Origin of the sequence: Microbacterium sp. NPDC057741, assembly GCF_042798735.1 — a bacterium.
Classification (GTDB): Bacteria; Actinomycetota; Actinomycetes; order Actinomycetales; family Microbacteriaceae; genus Microbacterium.
The window spans coordinates 1,347,253-1,364,481 of the sequence record NZ_JBHVJW010000001.1; the positions used below are offsets into that span (position 1 = coordinate 1,347,253).

At 70.5% G+C, this 17,229-nt stretch carries 18 protein-coding genes and 1 pseudogene; 10 read left to right on the top strand and 9 right to left on the bottom strand.

All coding sequences use genetic code 11. The annotated features are described in order from the left end of the window. Positions 1-59: 59 nt before the first annotated feature. The gene (locus ACFVDO_RS06515) at positions 60-530 is read left to right on the top strand and encodes a DUF4442 domain-containing protein (protein WP_378860044.1); all 471 of its coding nucleotides are present in this window, start codon (positions 60-62) and stop codon (positions 528-530) included. 6 nt (positions 531-536) lie between these two features. Here ACFVDO_RS06515 and ACFVDO_RS06520 read toward each other — a convergent pair whose 3' ends face one another. Together ACFVDO_RS06520 and ACFVDO_RS06525 are read right to left on the bottom strand one after the other, a co-directional pair. Continuing rightward, positions 537-923 (bottom strand): DUF5655 domain-containing protein, encoded by a 387-nt coding sequence (locus ACFVDO_RS06520; RefSeq protein WP_378860043.1) that lies wholly within the window; start codon positions 921-923, stop codon positions 537-539. Between the two features lie 41 nt (positions 924-964). Beyond that, the gene (locus ACFVDO_RS06525; RefSeq protein WP_378860042.1) at positions 965-1,741 is read right to left on the bottom strand and encodes a helix-turn-helix domain-containing protein; all 777 of its coding nucleotides are present in this window, start codon (positions 1,739-1,741) and stop codon (positions 965-967) included. A gap of 73 nt (positions 1,742-1,814) precedes the next feature. Here ACFVDO_RS06525 and ACFVDO_RS06530 point away from each other — a divergent pair, with 73 nt between their 5' ends. Continuing rightward, positions 1,815-2,321 (top strand): VOC family protein, encoded by a 507-nt coding sequence (locus ACFVDO_RS06530; RefSeq protein WP_378860041.1) that lies wholly within the window; start codon positions 1,815-1,817, stop codon positions 2,319-2,321. 90 nt (positions 2,322-2,411) lie between these two features. Here the strand turns inward: ACFVDO_RS06530 and ACFVDO_RS06535 are convergent, their stop codons facing one another. Next, positions 2,412-3,671 (bottom strand): histidine--tRNA ligase, encoded by a 1,260-nt coding sequence (locus ACFVDO_RS06535; RefSeq protein WP_378859592.1) that lies wholly within the window; start codon positions 3,669-3,671, stop codon positions 2,412-2,414. A gap of 61 nt (positions 3,672-3,732) precedes the next feature. After that, positions 3,733-4,419, bottom strand: coding sequence for an SGNH/GDSL hydrolase family protein (locus ACFVDO_RS06540; protein ID WP_378859590.1), 687 nt, complete (start codon positions 4,417-4,419; stop codon positions 3,733-3,735). Positions 4,420-4,506: 87 nt separating this feature from the next. Here ACFVDO_RS06540 and ACFVDO_RS06545 point away from each other — a divergent pair, with 87 nt between their 5' ends. The 3 genes and pseudogenes from ACFVDO_RS06545 (at position 4,507) to ACFVDO_RS06555 (ending at position 5,861) form a co-directional block, all read left to right on the top strand. After that, entirely contained in the window at positions 4,507-5,049 is a 543-nt protein-coding gene (locus ACFVDO_RS06545) for a TetR/AcrR family transcriptional regulator (protein ID WP_378859589.1), read from the top strand. A gap of 71 nt (positions 5,050-5,120) precedes the next feature. Further along, positions 5,121-5,282 (top strand): annotated as a pseudogene (locus tag ACFVDO_RS06550) (DUF2087 domain-containing protein); the annotation flags it as partial. A 30-nt stretch (positions 5,283-5,312) separates the two neighbouring features. Continuing rightward, complete coding sequence (locus tag ACFVDO_RS06555; RefSeq protein WP_378859588.1) at positions 5,313-5,861, top strand: GNAT family N-acetyltransferase; 549 nt, start codon at positions 5,313-5,315, stop codon at positions 5,859-5,861. Positions 5,862-6,001: 140 nt separating this feature from the next. On the opposite strand, the gene ACFVDO_RS06560 is transcribed toward ACFVDO_RS06555, so the two are convergent. Together ACFVDO_RS06560 and nhaA are read right to left on the bottom strand one after the other, a co-directional pair. Beyond that, positions 6,002-6,724, bottom strand: coding sequence for a MazG family protein (locus ACFVDO_RS06560; RefSeq protein WP_378859587.1), 723 nt, complete (start codon positions 6,722-6,724; stop codon positions 6,002-6,004). 136 nt (positions 6,725-6,860) lie between these two features. Beyond that, positions 6,861-8,051 (bottom strand): Na+/H+ antiporter NhaA, encoded by a 1,191-nt coding sequence (gene nhaA, locus ACFVDO_RS06565; RefSeq protein WP_378886843.1) that lies wholly within the window; start codon positions 8,049-8,051, stop codon positions 6,861-6,863. A 64-nt stretch (positions 8,052-8,115) separates the two neighbouring features. Between nhaA and ACFVDO_RS06570 the strand changes: the two genes are divergently transcribed. Both ACFVDO_RS06570 and gdhA read left to right on the top strand, forming a co-directional pair. Beyond that, on the top strand, positions 8,116-10,785 hold the full coding sequence (locus ACFVDO_RS06570) for a phosphoenolpyruvate carboxylase (protein WP_378859585.1): 2,670 nt from the start codon (positions 8,116-8,118) through the stop codon (positions 10,783-10,785). A gap of 121 nt (positions 10,786-10,906) precedes the next feature. Continuing rightward, on the top strand, positions 10,907-12,271 hold the full coding sequence (gene gdhA, locus ACFVDO_RS06575) for an NADP-specific glutamate dehydrogenase (RefSeq protein ID WP_378859591.1): 1,365 nt from the start codon (positions 10,907-10,909) through the stop codon (positions 12,269-12,271). 437 nt (positions 12,272-12,708) lie between these two features. On the opposite strand, the gene ACFVDO_RS06580 is transcribed toward gdhA, so the two are convergent. Further along, positions 12,709-13,311: a gamma carbonic anhydrase family protein gene (locus tag ACFVDO_RS06580; RefSeq protein ID WP_378859584.1), complete on the bottom strand. Its 603-nt coding sequence runs from the start codon at positions 13,309-13,311 to the stop codon at positions 12,709-12,711. A 48-nt stretch (positions 13,312-13,359) separates the two neighbouring features. Between ACFVDO_RS06580 and ACFVDO_RS06585 the strand changes: the two genes are divergently transcribed. After that, positions 13,360-14,184 (top strand): alpha/beta hydrolase, encoded by an 825-nt coding sequence (locus ACFVDO_RS06585; protein ID WP_378859583.1) that lies wholly within the window; start codon positions 13,360-13,362, stop codon positions 14,182-14,184. Between the two features lie 8 nt (positions 14,185-14,192). Here the strand turns inward: ACFVDO_RS06585 and ACFVDO_RS06590 are convergent, their stop codons facing one another. Then, positions 14,193-14,948 (bottom strand): methyltransferase domain-containing protein, encoded by a 756-nt coding sequence (locus ACFVDO_RS06590; RefSeq protein ID WP_378859582.1) that lies wholly within the window; start codon positions 14,946-14,948, stop codon positions 14,193-14,195. A 35-nt stretch (positions 14,949-14,983) separates the two neighbouring features. On the opposite strand from ACFVDO_RS06590, the gene ACFVDO_RS06595 reads away from it, so the two are divergent. Together ACFVDO_RS06595 and ACFVDO_RS06600 are read left to right on the top strand one after the other, a co-directional pair. Next, positions 14,984-15,427 (top strand): NUDIX domain-containing protein, encoded by a 444-nt coding sequence (locus tag ACFVDO_RS06595; RefSeq protein WP_378859581.1) that lies wholly within the window; start codon positions 14,984-14,986, stop codon positions 15,425-15,427. Between the two features lie 105 nt (positions 15,428-15,532). Then, on the top strand, positions 15,533-16,393 hold the full coding sequence (locus ACFVDO_RS06600) for an SDR family oxidoreductase (RefSeq protein WP_378859580.1): 861 nt from the start codon (positions 15,533-15,535) through the stop codon (positions 16,391-16,393). Positions 16,394-16,403: 10 nt separating this feature from the next. Here the strand turns inward: ACFVDO_RS06600 and ACFVDO_RS06605 are convergent, their stop codons facing one another. Then, positions 16,404-17,207, bottom strand: coding sequence for an alpha/beta fold hydrolase (locus tag ACFVDO_RS06605; RefSeq protein WP_378859579.1), 804 nt, complete (start codon positions 17,205-17,207; stop codon positions 16,404-16,406). Positions 17,208-17,229 lie beyond the last annotated feature (22 nt).

Consider the following 17,229-nt stretch of genomic DNA (forward strand, 5'->3'; position numbering starts at 1 on the left):
TTTGTCGAGAGGATCCAGCCGATCCGGTTCCGCACGAGACTGCCGGGCAGACTGACGCGATGCGCATCACTCCCCGCCGCCTCGCCGTGGGCATGTCCCTGTGGATCCCCAATCTGTTCAGCGGCATCCGAGTACGACGCTTCTCGGAGGACTGGACGCACGCCACCGTCGAGCTGCACGTGAACGTGTTCACCAGGAACTACGTGAAGACGGCATTCGGCGGATCGATGTCGGCGATGACCGATCCGTACTTCTTCATGCTGGTGATGCACCAGCTGGGCCGCGATCACGTCGTCTGGGACACCCGCGGCGAGATCGAGTTCGTCAAGCCCGGGCGCGGGGTGCTCACCGCGGAGTTCTCCGTGCCGAAGGAGAAGGCCGATGAGCTGCGCGAGCGCGCCCGCGGCGGCGCCAAGGTGCTGGAGTGGTTCGAGACCGAGATCACCGACCGTCAGGGCGACGTCGTGGCGAGGGTCCGTCGCGAGGTGTACGTGCGCGAGAAGCGCCGCGTCACCGAGGCGCGCGGCTGAGCGCCCTCATCTCTGCTTCGGGCCGGCCAGGTGCGCTCCCCGGCCCACTTCGTAGGCCTCGGCCAGCCACTGCGCGAAGGTGTCGTCCAGCTGGTCTAGCGACGTGACGCGGAAGTAGTTCACGAACAGGCGGCTCTCGTAGGGAGCAGAGCGCCGGATGCGGGAGTCGGCGTCGAGCGCGCGAGTCAGGTCGAGGTAGCCGCGCAGATCATCAGCGCCCGGGATGACGCCGGCGAACCCTCGCCTCTCGCCCTTGATCGTGATCGCGGACTTGTTGACCGAGTAGATGAAGGGTCCGCACGCCTCCGCCAGTTCGATGAAGCGGTCGTAGAGCGCCACGACCTCGGGCGACTTGCCGTCCAGATGCTGCTCGACAGTGGGTTCCTGGTCCATCACGCGAGGCTAACGGCGGCCGCGGACATCCGGAAGGGCGATCAGGATCTGGACGCCGCCCGGTATGCCGACGGCGTGAAGCCGAGCACGGTGCGGAAGTCGGTGGTGAGGTGGGCATGGTCGGCATAGCCGAACTCCGCAGCGACCGTCGCGAGGTCGACCGCCGGGTCGGTGCGCACCCGTTCCGCGGCCTCCTGCAGGCGCCGACGGCGGATCATCGCCGCAGGCGGGAGTCCGACATGACGATGCAGGAGCCGCTGCAGCGTGCGCACCGAGACGGCGAGGCGCGCCGCCGCCTCCTCCGGCGAGCGCACATCGCTCGCCATCAGCAGGTCAGCGGCGACGTTCGCCTGCCGCGCGGCATCCGTCGGCTCGACTGCCCTTTCGAGCAGCCAGTGGGAGAACAGTGTGACGGCACGCTCCCGGTGGCCGTCGCCACTCGCCATCGCCGCGGCGACGGCGTCGTGCAGCGAGTGCTCGGAGAGCGGGACCTCCTGGTCGAGGAGGGAGGCCGGAGCGTCGGTGAGCGCTGCGACCGCCGCGGGCTTCAGCAGCGCGCCGACCGCCCAGCCGCGGCCGACGAGGTCGCGATGCGTCGCCCGCGTCGTGGCTCCGACCAGGGAGACGCCGCCCTGCTCGACCACCAGATTCAGCGCCGGATAGGCGACCACGTCCTGGCGGGATGAGCGTCCGGGCTGGACGTCCCACTCCGGGATCCAGAACCACACGGCGAGATCCGCGATCTCCGGCGGGGCCGGAACGCGGTGGAACTCTGGCAGTCTCGCCGGGTAGAGCACGCCGCGGGTGGGATCGACCATCCGCTCAGCGTAGCGGCGAGGTTGTCGCGGATCTTCAAGCGCGCGGGGTCCGACTTTCCGTACCGTGATCCGCATGAACACCGACATCAGAACCGGCGCGACCGGAGAGCACACCACGAACGGCCGACCGAACACCGCGACCTCGCTCACGCCGTTCCTCGCCATCCCGAACGCGCGGGCCGCGATGGAGTTCTATCGTGACATCTTCGGCGCGCGCATCACCGACGTCACCGAATTCGACGGCGTCGTCGCCCACGCCGGGCTCGACTTCGGCGCAGGACTGCTGCAGCTCGGCGAGCCCAGCCCCGAGTATCACCTGGTCGCCCCACCGTCCGGCGAGGACGACTGTTACTCGATGGGGCTGTACGTGCCCGACGTCGACGCCGTCGTGGAGAAGGCGGTCGCCGCCGGCGCCACGGTGCGGGAACCGGCGTCCGACTTCGTGTCGGGCGACCGCTTCGCCAGCATCCGCGACCCGTTCGGGGTGCGCTGGTCGATTCTGACCCGTGTCGAGGACATCAGCGAAGAGGAGAGCGCGCGTCGCGTCGCCGAGTGGGCCGCGTCGTTCACCGCGGAGTGAGGCACTGCCCACGCAGCTCCGGTCTCAACGGATGCGGGTGCTCGACTGAGGAACCCGCATCCGTTGAGACCGGAGCGAAAGGCGGTCTGGTCAGCCCAGGGGCTTGACCTCGAGCGAGCCGGGCGCGTCTCCGGCGCGCACCGTCGCGAACGCCGTGTAACCGTCGGCGGATGCTCGCTCCAGCAGCGCTTTGAAGTTCTTCGTGCGGCGTTCCAGGCGCACGCGCCCGCCGTCCTGGATCAGGACGGCCTTGTGCGCGAGCAACTCGGGCAGCGGCACGTCGGCGTCATGCACGAGGACGACGGATGCCGTGGCGTCCGCCTCGAGCGATGCCACCAGGTCGACGATCCGCTCGAAGCCGATCGAGAAGCCCACCGCCGGCACCTGCTGGCCGAGGAATCTGCCGATCATGCCGTCGTAGCGGCCGCCGCCGCCGAGCGAGTAGTCCACCGAGGGGTGCGCGAGCTCGAAGATGGTGCCGGTGTAGTACCCCATGCCGCGGACCAGGAACGGGTCGAAGACCAGCGGCACCTCCCCCGCACCCGGACGGGCGGCAGCGACCGCGTCCCCGAGAGCGACGAGCTCGGCGACCAGGTCGTCCGGAGCGTCCGCCGGCAGCGCCTTGCGGATCTGGCGCTCGCCGTAGGGGTTGTACTCCATGGTCTGCACGCGGTGCAGGAAGGTGTTCAGCGCCTCGACTGCTGCAGGCGTCGCGCCGCGCGCGGCGAGCTCGTCGATCACGCCGTCCGTGCCGACCTTGTCCATCTTGTCGATCGTGATCAGCACGCCAGGGCGCTCGTCGATCGAGAAGCCGAAGGACTCCAGCATCCAGTCCAGCACGCGGCGGTCGTTCACGCGCACCATGCCGCCGTCGAGACCGAGCGCATCGATCGTGTCGAGCGAGGCGGTCATGAGCTCGGCCTCGGCGCGGGCCGAGTCGTCGCCCATGATGTCGATGTCGCACTGCACGAACTGGCGGTAGCGGCCCTTCTGAGGGCGCTCCGCCCGCCAGACCGGCCCGATCTGGATCGACCGGAACACCGTCGGCAGCTGCCCGCGGTTGGTCGCGTAGAAGCGCGCCAGAGGCACGGTGAGGTCGTAGCGGAGGCCGAGGTCGCTCAGCGAGGCCGGATCGTCGGCGCCCTGCCGGATCGCGTCGGCGTCGAGGCCGCGGCGCAGGATGTTGTACGAGAGCTTCTCGTTGTCGCCGCCGATGCCGGCATGCAGCCGGTCGTACTCCTCGACCACGGGCGTCTCGATCTCGTCGAAGCCGTGCGCGCGGTAGCGCTCACGGATGACGGCGAGCACGCGCTCGCGACGGGCCTTGTCAGCGGGGAGGAAGTCGCGCATTCCGCGCGGCGGGTTCACGGTTGCCACAGGTCCATCTTTCCAGGTCTGGGCCGGCTACCCGTCACCGCGCCGTGACGGCTGCGATCCCGTCGGCGATGAGCTCCGCCCAGCGGCGATAGCCCTCGGCACCGGGGTGGAATCGATCGCGGGAGAAGAAGGAGTCGTCGACGAGCGCGGGCGGGGAGGGCACGAACTCGGCGTTCACGATGCCCGCGCACACGGCCCTGCTCGCGTCGTCCTGCGCTGCCGCTCGGGCCGCGAGATACCTGGCGAGCGCTCGGGGAAGCGACGGGAAGGCGGCGAACGGCGGCGTCCCCGCCACCACCACGAGTCCGGCCCGTTCACTGAGATCCGACACGATCGCACCCAGGTCGCCGCCCCAATCGGCCGGCGAGCGACGGGCCATGACGTCGTTCGCCCCGGCCAGCAGCACCACCACGTCGAATTCGCCGCCCAGCTCCGGCAGCAGCCGGTGGCGGATTCGCCGGGCGGTCGCGCCGTGCTGCCCCACGACTGTCCACTCCGCAGCACGGTCGGGTCCGGCGAGGTCGCGGGCCAGCGCGCCGGCGAAGCCGTCCTCGTGGCTGTCGACGCCGCATCCCGCCGCGGTCGACTCGCCGAGGATGCCGATGCGCAGCGTCTGCGTCCCCTCGCCGCTGCGACCGGAGGTCGGGCCCGCGGCGGGCGGCAGCATCTCGATCCGCCCACGCATCCACAGTCCCTGCGCCAGGGCCATCACCGTGCTCATGTATCCGCCTCGATTCATACGTCACCGTATTGATGAATTCATACGGTAGCGTATGGATCACTCGCTGTCCATGCTGAGGAGGAACGGATGCCGGCCGCACTGCGCACCCCCCGCGACCGCTGGGTCGCCGAAGCCGCCCGCGTGCTCGGCGACAGCGGCGTGGAGGCCGTACGCGTCGAGTCGATCGCGGCATCCCTCGGCGTGACCAAGGGCGGGTTCTACACGCATTTCCGCGCTCGCGAGGAGCTCCTCGAGGCCGTCCTCGACGATTGGGAGCGTCGCAGCGTCGACGACGTGCGCGAGCGAGTGCAGGCGCTCGACGCGGATGCGGCGAAGAACATCCGCGTCGCCGGCGGCCTCACCTTCGCCGACGACCTGCTCCCGGTGGATCTCGCCGTCCGCAACTGGGCGCGATCGGACGCCGCGGTGCAGGAGAGGCTGCTCCGCGTCGACGGCGCCCGGCTGGACTACCTGCGCGAGCAGTTCGGCACCTTCGTCGACGATCCCGACGAGGTCGAGGCGCGCAGCATCCTCGCCTTCACGTTCGCGATCGGCCGGCACTTCCTCGCCGTTCGGCCGGAGGACTCCCCCGCCGCGTTCGCCCGGGCCGGCGCGCACATCCTGCGATAGTGGTCGGATGCCCGCTCTCGAGATCGCCGCCGCGGAGACGCTCCCCGAGCCTGCGCTGAAACGCGCGACTCGCTGAACTCACCGACGACGTCCCCCTGCTGCGCAGGATGCTCGTCGACTACGGCATCCTCACCCGCGACCCTGCCGGGACGACCTACCGCGTGGCCGAGTCCGCGTCTGAGAGATGGGTTTCGCGGGTCCGAGGCCTTCCGACCCGCGAAAAGCATCTCTGAGCGCGCGAGGCGAGGCAGCAGAATGGTCGGATGCCGCTGATCCTGCCGTCCCGTGACCGCTTCACCGAATGGGTGGAACTGATCGAGGAGTACGGCGGTCCGGAGTCGACCGAGATCGCGGGCTCGGGCTTCCACGGCAACCGCGAGCCGCGCACACCGGTGCTCACCGAGGCCGGCTATGCCGAGTGGCTCACCATGCTCGAAGAGGAGGCCGACGAGTCGGTTCCGCTGCTTCCCGACCGGGTGCACAGCTCCTGGTACTGGATCGTCGATGACGCAGGCGCGTGGATCGGCTTCCTCGCGCTGCGGCGCACCCTGAACGACCTCCTGCGCGAGTACGGCGGGCACATCGGCTATTCGATCCGCCCGTCCCGTCGCCGCGAGGGACACGCAGCCCGCGCGCTGCACGACGCGCTCGGCGAGGCATCCGCGCTGGACCTGAAGCGCGTGCTGATCACCTGCGACGAGGACAACGCCGGCTCGGCGCGCACCATCGAGCGCAACGGCGGCGTGTACGAGGACACTCGCGGCGTCAAGCGCCGCTACTGGGTGCCGACGCACCCGGCTCCTGCCGCCTGACCTCCCGGCGTCGTCGGTACGCTCACGCCTCGAGTCGCCGCGCTGGTAAGGGCGTGAGCGTACGGAATCGGGCGCGATCGCCCGCAGACCCGGGGCGACGGCGTCCTTCCCCCGACGCGGCAGTCAACCGGAGAAGTCGGTCAGGCGCCGGACTCCGCCACGCGGACGTCGTCCTCGAGCAGGCGCAGCCGCTCGCGCAGCGCGCGCTCGGCATCCCAGCCGTTGGCACGGGCGTGCGCGACGAGCGCGAGCAGGGCGTCGCCGAGTTCGGCTTCGGAGGCCGGCCCTTCGTCTCGTCGCTCCGGGTCCGAGTTGCGAGACGTCGCGGTTCCAGAGCGTCCTTCGTCTCGCTCCGCTCGCTCAGGAACCGGGACGTCGACGGAAGGGCGCCCAGGAACCGGGGATGCGAGCACGGCGGATGCCCGGCCCAGCAGCTTCTGCGCGAGCGCCAGCGCGGGCATCCCCCGCGGCACGCCGTCGAGCACGCTGCGCCGCTCGCGCTTCTCCGCGGCCTTCGCGGCGTTCCAGTGCACGAGCACCTCTTCGGGGGTCGTCGCGACCGCGTCGCCGAACACGTGCGGATGCCGACGCACCATCTTCTCGGTCAGCCCGCGCGCGACGCCATCGATGTCGTACTCCGACGCCTCGGCGGCGATCGCGGCGTGGAACAGCACCTGCCAGAGCAGATCGCCGAGCTCCTCGCGCAGCTCGTCCGCGGTGCCGTTCTCGACCGCGTCGATGACCTCGTGCGCCTCCTCGATCAGGTACGGCACGAGGTCGCGGTGCGTGATGCGCTGCGACCACGGGCACTCGGCCCGCACTCGGCGCATCACCTCGGCGGCATCCCGCAGCGGATCGGTCATCGCCCTCGCCTTCCGCCGCCGGCCGAGGTTCCCGCGCGGGTTCGAGTTCGCTCGGCCGGTCGCCGCCGCCGCCGCAGGACGGTCACCGTCCACGCGACATGCAGCACGCGCCCGGGTCGTGAGCAGGGGAACGCGCTCATGCTCGACCGCCCGCCAGTGATCGGTAGTGACGCGCGCGCGCCGAGACGACGACGCCCGACAGCACCAGCGCGATGAGCGAACCGGCCAGGACACCCAGGATCGCCTGATCGCGAACGCCGGCATCGGACGCGAATGCGAGGTTGGCCAGCAGCAGCGAGACCGTGAACCCGATGCCGCCGAGCACACCCGCGGCGATCAGGTCGGGCAGCACCAGCGCAGGGGCCTGGCCCTTGGGGCGGAAGCGCATGGCGATCCAGCCGAAGAGCGTGATGCCGATGACCTTGCCGACGGGCAGTGCGACGAGGATCGCCCAGAACGCCGGCGACAGGCCCTCGCCGCCGAGCTGCGGGATCACGACGAACGCCGCGGCGAAGGCGAACACCGGCAGGATGATGCCGTTCACCCACGGCTCGAGCGCGTGCCGGGTGCGCTCGGCAGGCGCCGGCGACATCACCAGTCCCAGCATCACGCCGGCGATCGTTGCGTGCACACCTGACTCGGACACGAGCACCCAGGTGGCCACGCCCACCACGATCATCAGCACCGCGATGAACCAGTGGCCGCTGCGCCCCAGCATCCGGCTCAGGATCGCGAACGCGCCGACGGCGACGACCGCCAGCAGGAACAGGCCCCACTGCACGTCGTGCGCGAAGAGAACGGCGATGAAGATGATGCCGATGATGTCGTCGAGGATCGCCAGCGCGAGCAGGAACACCCGCACGCCCGAGGGCAGTCCACGACCGAACATGGCCAGCACACCGAGGGCGAAGGCGATGTCCGTCGCCGTCGGGATCGGCCAGCCGGCTGCCGTGACGGCCCCCGAGCCCGACGAAGGGCCGGCGATCAGCAGGTAGACAGCGATCGGCACCAGCACGCCGCCGGCCGCCGCGATCGCGGGCTGCGCGGCCTTGTGCAGACTGTCCAGCTCGCCGCGCGTGAGCTCGTGACGCAGTTCGATCGCGACCATCAGGAAGAAGATCGCGAGCAGTCCGTCGGCGATCCAGTCCGAGATCGAGTGATCGATGTCGGTGCCGGGCACTCCGATATGGAAGTTCAGCACCTCCGCGATCGAGTCGTGCGTCGGCAGGTTGGCGAGCAGGAGTCCGAGTCCCGCTGCCACGAGCAGGAGCACGGCGGGGAACTGCTGTCCGCGAAGGGCCTTCACCGAGATGCGCATCCCCTCCATGCTCTCATCCCGGCCGGATGTCACGCGGTCAGGACGCTCGTTCGCGCCGGGATACTCTCGAAGAATGACCCCCGAGCCCACCCCCACCGAGGCCATCCGCGTCATCACCCGATTCGAGGCGTCCAGCGGCCTTCCCGACGAGATGCGCGCCGACGTGCGCCTGCTGGGCGGGCTGCTCGGCCAGGTTCTGCGCGAGTCCGGCACGCCGGGCCTGTTCGAGGACGTCGAGCGGCTGCGCCTGGCGACCATCCAGGCCTACGACGAGGAATCGGATGCCGCGTTCCGTCGCGCTGCCGAGATCGCCGACGAGTTCACGATCGAGCGTGCCGACGAGGTGGCGCGGGCGTTCACCTGCTACTTCCACCTGGTCAACCTCGCCGAGGAGCACCAGCGTGTGCGCATCCTTCGCGAGCGCGCCGGCAAGCCCGGCCGCGAGGCCGCCGCCGACACAGTGGCGACCGCGTTCGCGCGGCTGCGCACGGAGGTCGGCGAGGAGGAGGCCAGCCGTCGTCTGGCGGCACTGCGCTTCCACCCGGTCTTCACCGCGCACCCGACCGAGGCGCGCCGGCGAGCCGTGTCCGGCAGCATCCGCCGCCTTGCCGAGCTGCTCACCCAGCACGATGCGACCAGCGACGGCGGCTCGGAGCAGCGCCGCGCGCTGCGCCGGATGCTGGAGGAGGTCGACACCCTGTGGCGCACCGCGCCGCTGCGCGCGCAGAAGCCGACACCCACCGACGAGGTGCGCACGGTGATGAGCGTGTTCGACGAGACGCTGTTCACGACCGTGCCGCACATCTACCGCCGCATCGATGACGACCTGCGCGGCGAGGAGTCCGGCGACTCCGCACCGGTCGTGCCGCCCTTCGTTCGGATCGGCTCGTGGGTCGGCGGTGACCGCGACGGCAACCCGTTCGTGACCTCGTCCGTCACGCGGGAGGCGTCCGCGATCGCGGCCGAGCATGTGCTGCGCGGGCTGGAGAGCGCCATCGAGCGCATCGGTCGCACGCTCACCCTCGATGCCGAGGGCACCCCGCCGAGCACCGAGGTGCAGGCGATCTGGGATGCCTTCGCACAGGCCGACCCCGCGCTCGCCGAGGAGGTCGCCACCCGCTCCCCCGCTGAGCCGCACCGCCGCGTACTGCTCGTGCTCGCGCACCGCGTGCGCGCCACCCGGCATGAGAGCCGCGGCGCCTACGGCGCCCCCGAGGAGCTGCTCGCCGACCTGCGCGCGGTACAGCAGTCGCTGGCGGATGCCGGTGCGCGGCGCCACGCCTTCGGCGGTGTGCAGCACCTGATCTGGCAGGTCGAGACATACGGCTTCCACCTCACCGAGCTCGAGGTGCGTCAGCACTCCAAGGTGCACAGGCAGGCGCTCGCGGAACTGGATGCCGGCGGCCCGATCGGAACGCAGACCGAGGAAGTCCTCGAGGTGTTCCGCGCGATCGCGGAGATCCAGAAGCGCTACGGCCTGCGCGCCGCCGGCCGCTACGTGGTCTCGTTCACGCAGTCGGCCGAGGACCTCGCGAACGTGCACCGGCTCGCGCGCTATGCGCTCGGCGACGCTGTCCCGGTGCTCGACGTTGTCCCACTGTTCGAGACCTTCGCCGATCTGAAGGCGGGGCCGGCGATCATGAGCACCGCCGTGCAGACGCCGGAGTTCCGCGCACGGATGGCCGAGACCGGCAACAGGCTCGAGGTCATGCTCGGCTACTCCGACTCGTCGAAGGACGTCGGCCCGGTCGCCGCGAACCTCGCGCTCTACGAGGCGCAGCGCGAGATCGCGCTGTGGGCGAAGGATGCCGGCATCGAGCTGACTCTGTTCCACGGTCGCGGCGGCGCGCTCGGCCGCGGCGGCGGCCCCGCGAACTCCGCGATCCTCGCCCAGCCGCCGCACTCAGTCGACGGCCGGTTCAAGCTCACCGAGCAGGGCGAGGTCATCTTCGCCCGGTACGGCGAGCCCGCGATCGCGATGCGGCACATCGACCAGGTCGCTGCGGCGACCCTGCTGGCGTCCTCGCCCACGGTCGAAGAGCGCACCAGCAGCGCGGCATCCCGCTTCGCGCACATCGCCGACGTGATGGACACCGCCTCGCGCGACCGGTTCTTCTCGCTGGTCGCGGCGGAGGGCTTCGCGCCCTGGTTCGCCACAGTCACCCCGATGGAGGAGATCGGCCTGCTCGCGCTGGGCTCGCGCCCGGCCCGCCGAGGCCTGTCCGTCGAGTCTCTCGAAGACCTGCGCGCCATCCCGTGGGTGTTCGCCTGGACGCAGGCGCGCATCAACCTGGCCGGCTGGTTCGGCCTGGGCACCGCGCTCCAGGCGGTCGGCGACGAGCAGGCGCTGATCGAGGCGTACCGCGAGTGGCCGCTGCTGCACACCATGGTCGACAACGTGGCCATGAGCCTGGCGAAGACCGACGAGCGCATCGCCCGCGAGTATCTCGCCCTCGGCGACCGCGACGACCTCGCGAAGCTGGTGCTCGACGAGCTCGAGCTCACTCGGGACTGGGTGATCCGCCTGACCGGCGGCGACCGCCTGCTCGCGAACAAGCCGGTGCTGCAGCGCGCCGTGCAGCTGCGCAGCCCCTACGTGGACGCGCTGTCGCTGCTGCAGCTGCGGGCGCTCCGCGCGCTGCGCACGACCGCGACCACTGAGCCCGTGGCATCACCCGAACTGCAGCGCCTGCTGCTACTCTCCGTCAGCGGAGTGGCCGCCGGTCTGCAGAACACCGGCTGACGCAGAAACAAGGGCACCCTAGCAGTCGTTGTACAGTGAAACTCCGCCCGATCCGGCGAATCTTCACGCGACACGATCGCCCCCAACACCTCATCCCCCTTCAGAAAGCACCCGCGTGACCATCGAGACCACAGCCGACTTCCATCCGCTCTCCACTGCCGCACAGCCCGTCTTCGACGCCGTGCGCACGCTCAACCCCAACGAGCCGGAGTTCCACCAGGCTGTGCACGAGGTTCTGCACTCGATCGGGCCCGTGCTGGAGCGCCGCTCCGAGTACCTCGACAAGGGCGTTCTCGAGCGCCTCGTCGAGCCCGAGCGGCAGATCATCTTCCGGGTGCCGTGGATCGACGACTCGGGCAGGCTGCAGGTCAACCGCGGCTACCGCGTGCAGTACAACTCCGCACTCGGGCCGTACAAGGGCGGTCTGCGCTTCCACCCCTCGGTCAACATCTCGATCATCAAGTTCCTCGGCTTCGAGCAGATCTTCAAGAACGCGCTCACCGGCCAGGGCATCGGCGGCGGCAAGGGCGGCTCGAACTTCGACCCGCACGGCAAGAGCGAGGCCGAGGTCATGCGCTTCTGCCAGTCGTTCATGAACGAGCTGTTCCGCCACATCGGCGAGCACACCGACGTCCCCGCCGGTGACATCGGCGTCGGCGGCCGTGAGATCGGCTACCTGTTCGGCATGTACCGCAAGATCACCAACCGCTTCGAGTCCGGCATCCTCACCGGCAAGGGGCTCGGCTGGGGCGGTGCGCAGGTGCGCACGGAGGCCACCGGCTACGGTGCTGTGTTCTTCGTGCAGGAGATGCTGGCCGTGCACGGCGAGAACCTCGAGGGCAAGCGCGTCGCCGTCTCGGGCTCGGGCAACGTCGCGATCTACGCGATCGAGAAGGCCCAGCAGCTCGGCGCCCGCGCCATCACCGCCTCCGACTCCACCGGCTACGTGCTCGACGAGGCGGGCATCGACCTGGCCCTGCTGCGCCAGATCAAGGAGGTCGAGCGCGGCCGCATCGTCGAGTACGCGAACCGTCGTCCCGGCGCGACGTTCGTCGAGGGCGGCAACGTCTGGGAGGTCCCGGTCGATATCGCCGTGCCGTCTGCGACGCAGAACGAGCTCGACGAGGACTCCGCGCGGATGCTCGTCGCGAACGGCGTCCGCGCCGTCGCCGAGGGCGCGAACATGCCCTCGACCCCCGAGGCCGTCGGTGTCTTCCAGCAGGCGGGCGTGCTGTTCGCGCCAGGCAAGGCCGCGAACGCCGGTGGTGTCGCGACCTCTGCGCTGGAGATGAGCCAGAACGCCGCGCGTCAGCGCTGGAGCTTCGCCGACAGCGAGCAGCGCCTGCGCGACATCATGGCCGACATCCACGACGCGTCGTTCCAGGCCGCCGAGCGCTACGGCGTTCCCGGCGACTACGTTGCAGGCGCCAACATCGCCGGCTTCGAGCGCGTCGCCGACGCGATGCTGGAGCAGGGCGTCATCTGACGCATCCGCACTCTCGCGCGGGCGGCTCCCTTCCAGGGTGCCGCCCGCGCTGCGTCCTGGTGCACGCGCCGCAGCGTTCGGCCTACGGTCACGCTGTGTTATCGCGCTCGCACTGCAGTTCTCGGCATCCGCCCGCGCCCGCGCTGCAGTTCTCGGCTCACGCGGCGCAGATAAACGCCGCGCAAGCAGGAAAGCGCCGCGCGAGCCGCTGAGCACCGCACGAACACCGGGCGAGACGCCGAAGAGCGACCTCCGCCCCCGGTCACGCTGCACACTCCGGTTCGCGCTGCATTTCTCGGCATCCGCCCGCGCTCGCGCTGCACTTCTCGGCGCGCGCGGCGCAGATAAGCGCCGCATGAGCAGGAAAGCACCGCGCGACCAGTCGGGCACCGCGCGCACGCGGGCTCCCGGCGCCGCGCGACGTCGGACGGATGCCGCTACGCGCCGACCTCCCGGTCGTCGGCGTGCCGGGCCAGCGATCGCGCGTAGCGCTCTGTGAGCTGGACCATGAGGTCAGGGGTGTCCCGGTCGACGCCGAACACGTAGCCCGGGAAGTCGAGCTCCGGCTGCGCGGCGGCGATCTCGTCGTGCCGATCCGGCGAGAGCAGCTTCGCCGGGTTCCCGACGGCGACCCAGCCGATCGGCACGACCGCGTCGTCCGGCAGCACGCAGTGCCGATGCACGATCGCGTTCACCCGGATCTCGCAGCGTGCGCCGACGCGGGCGCCGTTGAAGACGCGGGCGCCGGATGCGAGGAACGACTCCTCCGCGACATCCGCCCCTGCCACCGACGACAGCGTGCCGAGCAGGCTGTTCCGCCCGATGTGCACCGCATCGGCGGCCGTGGCGCGGATCAGCGCGTTCTCCATCACGATCACGTGCTCGCCGAGCACGATCGGGCCGCCCTCGGCGGTGATCACGGCGCCGTGCAGCACTTGGCAGTTCGGTCCGATCTCGACGTCGCCGGAGATCACGGCCGTGGGGGCGACGACTGCGGTGTCGTGGATCCGGGGCCGAGCCCCGAGGTGCTCGTAGATCATGCCGTCAGACTAGCCGCACCCGTTGCGCCGATGAGAGAGGATGGGGGCATGCCCGTCGTTCCGTTCTCCGCCCTCGCCTCGGATCAGGAGGCCGTGACGTACACGCACGGCCCCGACTCGGAGCAGCAATCGGGTGTCCGCCCCGGTGGAATCCGAGAGTTCGTGATCGATGACAGCGGCACCTATCCGGGCACCACGCGTCGCGTCTGGGTGCACACGGCTGCCGGACACGACCCGTCATCGCCGGCGGCGGTGATGCTGTTCAACGACGGATGGTGGTACCTCGACCCCGACGGCGATGTGCGGGCGGGAATCGTGCTGGACAACCTCGCCGCGCAGCATGCGATCCCGCCGATGATCGGGGTCTTCGTCGACCCCGGCGTGTTCGCAGGGTCAGTCATGCCCAAGAACCGCAACAACGAGTACGACCCTGGCGATACGCGCTACGTGGACTTCCTGCTCGAGGAGGTGCTTCCCCGTGCCACCGAAGGGCTGACTTTCGGCGGCGGAATGGGGATCTGCGGCGGAAGCTCGGGCGGGAATGCGGCGTTCACCGCCGCCTGGCATCGCCCTGACGCGATCGCCCGCGTGATCGCGTTCAACCCGAGCTTCGCGCAGATGCCCGGCGGCAACCCGTACCCGGTGCTGCTCGCCGACGGCGAGACCCGCCGCATCCGCACCTTCCTGCACGCCGCACACCACGACATCGGCTGGAACGACCGCGAGAACAACTGGTTCGCGGAGTCACTCGAGACCGCAGCGGCTCTGGCCCGCTCGGGCCACGACCTGCGGCTGGTCGTCGGCGACGGCGGACACAGCCCGAACCACGGCGGCGTGCTGCTGCCCGACGCACTGCGCTGGCTCTGGCGCTGACCCGCGGATCAGATCCTGCGTGCCTCGATCAGGTGCCGCGAGGAATGATCGACGAACGGACCGTCTCGCAGGATCTGCTCGTGCAGGTCACGCAGGCGATCCCGGTACCTGTCGACGCTGAAGCCGGGCACCCACCAGACCAGCTTGCGCAGCAGGTACACGACCGCGCCGATGTCGTCGATCTCGATCCGCAGTCGTGCGGTGCGCAGGTCGACGATCTCCAGCCCGGCAGCGCGCGCGGCATCCGCCTCCGCCTCGGGATCGCGGCCGCGCCGCTGCTCGGGGAGCGGCCCGAGGAAGAACTCGATGAGCTCGAATCCGCTCGCGGGGCCGACGTGCTGAGCGAAGTAGGTTCCGCCCGGTGCGAGAACGCGCGCGATCTCCACCCAGTCCGGCGAGACCGGATGCCGGCTGGTGACGAGGTCGAAGCCGTCGTCCGCGAACGGCAGCGGTCCGCCGGGCATGGTCCGCACGACGGCCACCCCACGGGGGTGCAGTCGCGCGGTGGCCTCCGCGGCATTCGGTGGCCAGGCCTCCGTGGCGACCGCGACCGGCGGGAACAGCGGGGCCTCGGCGAGCACCTCTCCCCCTCCGGTGTCGAGGTCGAGCGCGGCGCGTGCTGCTGCCCAGCGCTCCGCGAGCAGCCGGGCGTATCCCCACGGCGGACGTTCCTCGGTGGCTCGGCCGTCGAGCCAGTCGAAGCCCCAGCCTGTGACGTCGGCTGCTTCGGCGTCTGCGATGAGTTCGTCAAAGGTGTCGGCCATCTCTCGATCCTCGCATGCTCCGTTATCGTGACAGGATGCCGGTCTCGCCCTACATCGCCTCGCTCCGCGCTCACGTGGGGCACGATCTGCTGCTGATCCCGGCGGTCACTGCGGTGATCCGCGACGGCGACCGGTTCCTGCTCGCCCGGCACTCGGATACCCGGCTGTGGGGCCTTGTCGGCGGCAGCATCGAGCCGGGCGAGCAGCCCGCAGACGCCGTGGCTCGCGAGGTCCTCGAGGAGATCGGCACCGGCATCCGGGTGCTCGGAATCGTCGGCGCCTACGGCGGCGAAGACCTCGTCGTCGAGTATCCGAACGGCGACCGCGTCGCCTACGTGACCACCGTCTACTCCTGCGAGCTCACTGGCGAACCACGTCCCGACCTCGACGAGATCCTCGAGGTCGCCTGGTTCAGCCGCGACGAGGTCACTGGGCTCGAGTTGCAGCCCTACGTCCAGCAGGTGCTCGCCGACGCCTGACGCGCTGCTATGGTCGGGGGCATGCAATGCCGGTGAGTCGCCTCCGTCCCCGCCTTCGGGCGCCGTCCTGCGCGCCCAGGCATCCTTCGACAGGAAAGACTCACCATGCAGCATCCTCTTGCGGGTCGCACCGCACTCGTGACCGGTGTCTCACGTCGCGCCGGAATCGGCTACGCGACCGCAACGACTCTCGCCGCACTCGGCGCGAACGTGTTCCTCCATCACTACCGTCCGCACGACGTCGACCAGCCCTGGGGCGGTGACGACCTCGACGCCGTGCGCACCGGCCTCGCCGATGCCCTGATCCCGGGCGCCGTCGCCGGCGACCGGCACGCCGACCTGCGCGACCCCGCGTCGATCGAACCGCTGCTGGATGCGGCGTCAAGGCTGACCGGGTCACTCGACATCCTGGTCTGCAACCAGGCGTTGAGCGGCGGCGACGGTGGAATACTCGACATGACCGCCGAGCGCCTCGACGCCCATTGGCAGACCAACGCCCGCGCGACCATGCTGCTCACCGCCGGCTTCGCGCAGCGGAAGGCCGGGACGGATGCCGCCGCGCAGCGCCCCGGCGACCGCGTGGAGTCCGGTCCGTTCGAGAAACCCACCGGGCACGTCATCTGGATGACGTCGGGGCAGGGCGACGGGCCGATGCGTGGCGAGGTCGCCTACGCCACCAGCAAGGCGGCGCTCGCCGGCGTCACGAAGACCGTCGCCGCCGAGCTGCTGGACCACGGCATCGTGCTGAACACGGTCAACCCCGGACCCGTCGACACCGGATACCTGGATCCCGCGACCACCGACCGCGACCTGAGCTGGTTGCCGGAGTTCCTCGCGAAGACGCCGTTCGGGCGATTCGGCCGCCCCGACGATCCGGCGCGGCTGATCGGCTGGCTGTGCACGGATGCCGGGTCGTGGGTCGTCGGCCAGGTGCTCACGACCGACGGGGGCTTCGCGCTGCGCTGACGCCAGGTGTTCAGGGTGCCGTGCTGAACCACGCCCTGAGCGTCTCCACGATCGTCTCGGACACCGCATCCGGGGAATCCGCCATCACGACGTGACCGGCGCCGGGGATCGCGTGCAGCGGCACGCCCTCGGCATCGGCCCAGGCCCGCATAGCAGTGCGGATGTTGCCTGTGCGGTCCTCCTCGCCGACGACCAGACCCAGCGGCACCGGCGTGCGATAGGCCGGATCGGGTGCGACGAACGAGGCGGTCGCTCGCCACACGTCGAGGAACACGGGCTTCGGCATCCGGGCGAAGGTCGCCCGGATGGATTCGACCGCCTCGGGTGTCACCGCCGAGGCGTCCGCCATCAGGCCCGGCAGCCGCGAGGCCGGGATGAGCCGGAGCATCGGCGCAGCCATCCGCAGTCCGAGCCGCTCGCCGCCAGTGAGCGGTCCGGTGCTCCACGTGGTGCCGACGGCGATCAGGCCGCCGATCCGCTCGGGAATCGCGCGGACGCATGCCTGCGAGAGATTCCCGCCCAACGAGTGCCCCACCAGCACCGGCTGCTCCAGTCGCAGCTCGTCGAGCAGAGCGCCGAGGTCGGCCAGTGCATCCTCCGCGGTGAAGCGGGTGCCCGCCGCGAGCGCTGAGGCCCCGTGCCCCCGCAGATCCCAGCGGATGCCGCGGTACCCGACATCCTGCACCGCCTGCGCCTGTGCGGCGAAGGATTCGCCGTCCATGCCCGCGCCGTGCGTGAACACGACGGGGCGGCCCGTGCCGCCCCCGTCGACGTAGTGGATGGTCGCCGTGCCGCGCTCGAGGATGCCCGTCATGCCTCGAGCCTAGGAGACCCGT

Bases quoted from the DNA above. Each gene is read 5' to 3' on its own strand.
- ACFVDO_RS06585 (WP_378859583.1), top strand. From the start codon at position 13,360: ATGCCCGTCGTTCCGTTCTCCGCCCTCGCCTCGGATCAGGAGGCCGTG.
- nhaA (WP_378886843.1), bottom strand. From the start codon at position 8,051: ATGGAGGGGATGCGCATCTCGGTGAAGGCCCTTCGCGGACAGCAGTTC.
- ACFVDO_RS06605 (WP_378859579.1), bottom strand. From the start codon at position 17,207: ATGACGGGCATCCTCGAGCGCGGCACGGCGACCATCCACTACGTCGAC.
- ACFVDO_RS06555 (WP_378859588.1), top strand. From the start codon at position 5,313: ATGCCGCTGATCCTGCCGTCCCGTGACCGCTTCACCGAATGGGTGGAA.
- ACFVDO_RS06515 (WP_378860044.1), top strand. From the start codon at position 60: ATGCGCATCACTCCCCGCCGCCTCGCCGTGGGCATGTCCCTGTGGATC.
- ACFVDO_RS06600 (WP_378859580.1), top strand. From the start codon at position 15,533: ATGCAGCATCCTCTTGCGGGTCGCACCGCACTCGTGACCGGTGTCTCA.
- ACFVDO_RS06580 (WP_378859584.1), bottom strand. From the start codon at position 13,311: ATGATCTACGAGCACCTCGGGGCTCGGCCCCGGATCCACGACACCGCA.
- ACFVDO_RS06560 (WP_378859587.1), bottom strand. From the start codon at position 6,724: ATGACCGATCCGCTGCGGGATGCCGCCGAGGTGATGCGCCGAGTGCGG.
- ACFVDO_RS06525 (WP_378860042.1), bottom strand. From the start codon at position 1,741: ATGGTCGATCCCACCCGCGGCGTGCTCTACCCGGCGAGACTGCCAGAG.
- ACFVDO_RS06570 (WP_378859585.1), top strand. From the start codon at position 8,116: ATGACCCCCGAGCCCACCCCCACCGAGGCCATCCGCGTCATCACCCGA.
- ACFVDO_RS06540 (WP_378859590.1), bottom strand. From the start codon at position 4,419: ATGAGCACGGTGATGGCCCTGGCGCAGGGACTGTGGATGCGTGGGCGG.
- ACFVDO_RS06545 (WP_378859589.1), top strand. From the start codon at position 4,507: ATGCCGGCCGCACTGCGCACCCCCCGCGACCGCTGGGTCGCCGAAGCC.
- ACFVDO_RS06530 (WP_378860041.1), top strand. From the start codon at position 1,815: ATGAACACCGACATCAGAACCGGCGCGACCGGAGAGCACACCACGAAC.
- ACFVDO_RS06590 (WP_378859582.1), bottom strand. From the start codon at position 14,948: ATGGCCGACACCTTTGACGAACTCATCGCAGACGCCGAAGCAGCCGAC.
- ACFVDO_RS06595 (WP_378859581.1), top strand. From the start codon at position 14,984: ATGCCGGTCTCGCCCTACATCGCCTCGCTCCGCGCTCACGTGGGGCAC.
- ACFVDO_RS06520 (WP_378860043.1), bottom strand. From the start codon at position 923: ATGGACCAGGAACCCACTGTCGAGCAGCATCTGGACGGCAAGTCGCCC.
- ACFVDO_RS06535 (WP_378859592.1), bottom strand. From the start codon at position 3,671: ATGCGCGACTTCCTCCCCGCTGACAAGGCCCGTCGCGAGCGCGTGCTC.